This is a genomic window from Burkholderia sp. Bp9004, from assembly GCF_003858025.1.
GTDB classification, from domain to species: Bacteria; Pseudomonadota; Gammaproteobacteria; order Burkholderiales; family Burkholderiaceae; genus Burkholderia; species Burkholderia diffusa.
Genome location: NZ_QTQD01000066.1, coordinates 1 through 3,865, shown reverse-complemented (window position 1 = coordinate 3,865; position 3,865 = coordinate 1). Strand labels below are relative to the sequence as shown.

Here is a 3,865-nt window from a genome sequence, read left to right as displayed (position 1 = left end):
GCGCCCGCCTTCGCGAGCTCGAGTGCGATTTCCTTGCCGATGCCGCTTGCGGCGCCCGTGACGACTGCGGTCTTGCCGGTCAGATCTGCTGCCATGTCCGTCTCCTTCCGTTATCGGATCGAAAAAGCGCGCCCCGCTGCAGCCGCTTTCGTCGCGCGGTCCTGCAGATGGGCCAGCCGCTATTGTGCACGATCGGCCCCGCCGTTCGCGCGCAAAACGTCTAAGCTTAAGGTCGGTTTCGAGTCGAGGGAGACTCCCATGCACTATCGACGGCTAGGCCGCTCCGGCCTTCAGATCAGCGCGCTTTCGCTCGGCTCGTGGGTCACCTACGGCAACCAGGTCGATCAGCGGGTTGCCCGCGAATGCCTCGCGGCGGCCCGCGATGCGGGCGTCAATTTCTTCGACAACGCCGAGGTCTATGCGGGTGGCAAATCCGAGGAAATCATGGGCCAGGCGATCAAGTCGCTCGGCTGGCCGCGCATCAGCTACCTCGTGTCCACCAAGTTCTTCTGGGGACTCGCGGAAGCGCCGAACCAGTATCACACGCTGAACCGGAAATATCTGCTGAACGCGATCGACCACTCGCTGCGCCGGCTGCAGCTCGACTATGTCGACCTCGTGTACTGCCATCGCCCCGATCCGAACACGCCGATCGAGGAGACCGTCTGGGCGATGAGCGACATGATCGTGCGCGGCAAGGCGCTCTACTGGGGCACGTCCGAATGGAGCGCCGACGAGATCCGCGCCGCGTACGAAATTGCCGAGCGGCACCATCTGCACAAGCCGGTCGTCGAGCAGCCGCAGTACAACCTGTTCCACCGTACCCGGGTCGAGCAGGAATACGCGCGGCTTTATGACGACTACGGCCTCGGCCTGACGACCTGGAGCCCGCTGGCATCGGGGCTGCTCACCGGCAAGTACCGGAACGGCGTACCGCCGGGTAGCCGCGCGCAACTGCCGGGCTACGACTGGCTCCGTGCGCGGCTGACGGATCCGGCCAGCAACGACGTGGTCGAACGGCTCGGCGCGATCGCGGCCGAGCTCGACTGCAGCACCGCCCAACTCGCGATCGCATGGATACTCGCGAATCCGCGCGTGAGTTCTGTCATTACGGGCGCCTCGCGAGTCGAGCAGATCGGCGACAACATGCGCGCGCTCGACGTTATCGCGAAGCTGACGCCGGAGGTCAAGCAACGTATCGAAGAGGCCGCCGGCGACGCATTCGAGTAAAGCGGCTCACGCCCACTCGCGTACAATACGCGGCCGCATTGGTGCGCGGCCCAGCGGCCGCACGCAATCGTCCGCTTTCATCGATTCATCTTTCGTTTCAGGCAGCCAGCCATGCTCAGTTATCGTCACGGTTTTCATGCAGGCAACCACGCGGACGTGCTCAAGCACGCCGTCGTCGTCCAGCTGCTGCGCCACCTGAACAAGAAAGACAAGTCGTACTGGTACATCGACACGCACGCCGGCGCCGGCGTGTATTCGCTGCGCGACGGTTATGCCGCCAAGACGGGGGAATTCGACACCGGGATTGGGGCGCTATGGAACGAAAAGAACCTGCCCGAGGTGCTCGGTGATTACGTCGACGAGGTGCGCGCGCTGAACGACGACGGCGAGCTGCGCTACTATCCGGGCTCCCCGTATCTCGCATGGCGGTCGATGCGCGAGCAGGACCGGATGCGTCTGTTCGAAATGCACACGACGGAAATCGACGTGCTGCGTCACAACTTCCGCGATGCGGGGCGCCGCGCGATGATTTACGCCGGTGACGGCTTCGAGGGCATCAAGGCGCTGCTGCCGCCGCCGCCGCGACGCGCGCTCGTGCTGATCGATCCGTCCTATGAGGACAAGAAGGACTACGCGCGCACGGTGACTTGCGTAACGGAATGCCTGAAGCGTTTCGCGACCGGCTGTTACGCGATCTGGTATCCGCAGGTTGCGCGGGTGGAATCGCAGCGTTTTCCGGAACAGCTCAAGCGCCTGCAGCCGAACAACTGGCTGCACCTGACGCTGACGGTATCGAATCCGCCGACAGGCGGCCTGGGCCTTTACGGCAGCGGAATGTTCATCCTGAATCCGCCGTACACACTCGCGCAGAGCATGAACGAAGCGCTGCCCTATCTCGTCGAACGCCTGGGACAGGACAGCGGCGCCCGATGCCAGATCGAGCACCGCGGGAACTGAGCGGCCGTCGTGCCGTTATGGCTGCGGTCTTGGCGTGGGTCTCGGCTGATTGGCCGGCGACACGCCCCAGCCCGGCACATTGATATACGGCGCGACAAACAGCGGGATCGATGAAGTCGATCCTTGCCCGGCCGGCGCTCGCATGCCTGCGGGCTCGACGATTGGCTCTGACGATAGCGGAGCCGTTTGCAACACCAGGCCGCCCTTGCCATCCTGGATCCCATGTTGCGTATCGAGAATCAGCGGCTTGGACGACGTCGCCGCACCGGCCGCCAAGCCGTGAGCGAGCACAACAGCCCCCAGAACGAGACGCGCGCGGGAAACGTGACGCACATCGAGACGCAAGCGCATGGTTGTACTCTTCCGGTTAAAAACAGGCCCATACCATAGCGCCGCGCCGACGATTTCGCCAGATCAAGCGCACAAAAAACAAAGCCCCGTCAACACGGGGCTTGCTTTTCGTTCGGTGCCACACGGCACCTGGCGGTAACTCGATTACAGCGAGTAGCCGTTGGTTTCGAGCGAGCGGATGCGGCTCTCGAGCTGTACGATGTCCGACGACGTGGCGAGGTATGCCTCACGGCGCTCACGTTCTGCGGATTCGAACCAGTTGCTCAGCTTTTCAACGATGTAGGCGATCATGATCTTCTCCAAGGAAGGGGGACCCCTGGCGAATCGAGATTCAGGGATTTCCCGTATAGGGTTATCCCGAATTATAACGATGCCGCACCAAGATGCCAGTGAAATGCTTGCATGGAAGCCATTCCATTTTGGAATGGCTTGTGAAGCATCCGCTTTAACTCACTGATTTTTATGAATATTGAATCGAGGTCTCTTTTCGACCTCGAGGGCATGCACTAATCTGGTTCACCAGCCGGTTCGGCCAGGCGCGCCAAGATCGGGCATTCAGGTCGTTCGTCACCATGGCAGTGCGCGGCGAGATCCGCTAGCGTATTGCGCATGTCGCTCAATTCCGCGATGCGTTTGTCGAGTTCGGCCACGTGTTCGAGGGCAATCGACTTCACTTCGACGCTGGCGCGGGCGCGGTCCTGCCAGAGCATCAGCAACTTGCGGATATCCTCGACGAGAAAACCGAGCCGCCGTGCCTGACGGATGAAGCGCAGGATATGGACTTCGTCCGAACCGTAGATCCGGTATCCGGCGTCGCTCCGCTTGCTGGGCGCAAGAAGACCGACCTGTTCGTAGTACCGGATCATTTTTGCGCTGACGCCGGATTCGCGCGACGCGTCGCCGATATTCATTCCCTGCCCTCTCTCCATCAAGCACTGGTTCGAACATGAACGTCGAGGCAAGCAGCCGTCGACGACACTTCGATCGTATCAAATCGCGAGATTTCGTTCCGGCGCGGGCGTGACAACGGAATCGACTGCAATCCGGATAAGTTTATTGGGGTGGGTTGCCGCGGGACCTGCCGGTCCGAGACAGCATGCAGCTTGCAAGACGGAGACGGGTATCTACCATCTCGCGTATTTTCTGCCGCGCAAATGCAAAAACCCCCGCCTTGTCGGGCGGGGGTTTCTGGCTTAGGGAGCCTGACGATTACCTACTTTCACACGGGAATCCGCACTATCATCGGCGTAGAGTCGTTTCACGGTCCTGTTCGGGATGGGAAGGGGTGGGACCGACTCGCTATGGTCATCAGGCAAAGAGGGTTGTT

At 61.6% G+C, this 3,865-nt stretch carries 6 protein-coding genes and 1 rRNA gene; 2 read left to right on the top strand and 5 right to left on the bottom strand.

The features are described from left to right. The coding region (locus tag DIE08_RS35115) for an SDR family NAD(P)-dependent oxidoreductase (protein WP_124629839.1) at positions 1 to 95 on the bottom strand (95 nt) is incomplete at its 3' end. A 163-nt stretch (positions 96 to 258) separates the two neighbouring features. On the opposite strand from DIE08_RS35115, the gene DIE08_RS35110 reads away from it, so the two are divergent. Further along, the gene (locus DIE08_RS35110; RefSeq protein WP_124906445.1) at positions 259 to 1,230 is read left to right on the top strand and encodes an aldo/keto reductase; all 972 of its coding nucleotides are present in this window, start codon (positions 259 to 261) and stop codon (positions 1,228 to 1,230) included. Positions 1,231 to 1,341: 111 nt separating this feature from the next. Then, positions 1,342 to 2,187 carry a 23S rRNA (adenine(2030)-N(6))-methyltransferase RlmJ gene (locus DIE08_RS35105; protein ID WP_124629837.1) on the top strand — a complete coding sequence of 282 codons (846 nt, stop codon included), beginning with the start codon at positions 1,342 to 1,344 and terminating at the stop codon, positions 2,185 to 2,187. A 15-nt stretch (positions 2,188 to 2,202) separates the two neighbouring features. On the opposite strand, the gene DIE08_RS35100 is transcribed toward DIE08_RS35105, so the two are convergent. From DIE08_RS35100 to rrf, 4 genes are all read right to left on the bottom strand, one after another. Next, positions 2,203 to 2,538 carry a hypothetical protein gene (locus DIE08_RS35100; protein ID WP_082728959.1) on the bottom strand — a complete coding sequence of 112 codons (336 nt, stop codon included), beginning with the start codon at positions 2,536 to 2,538 and terminating at the stop codon, positions 2,203 to 2,205. Positions 2,539 to 2,682: 144 nt separating this feature from the next. Continuing rightward, positions 2,683 to 2,829 (bottom strand): DUF3563 family protein, encoded by a 147-nt coding sequence (locus DIE08_RS35095; RefSeq protein ID WP_006478295.1) that lies wholly within the window; start codon positions 2,827 to 2,829, stop codon positions 2,683 to 2,685. Between the two features lie 215 nt (positions 2,830 to 3,044). Next, entirely contained in the window at positions 3,045 to 3,449 is a 405-nt protein-coding gene (gene cueR / locus DIE08_RS35090) for a Cu(I)-responsive transcriptional regulator (RefSeq protein ID WP_059603025.1), read from the bottom strand. A 289-nt stretch (positions 3,450 to 3,738) separates the two neighbouring features. Then, positions 3,739 to 3,851: ribosomal RNA gene (rrf, locus tag DIE08_RS35085) — 5S ribosomal RNA — on the bottom strand. Positions 3,852 to 3,865: the final 14 nt, after the last annotated feature.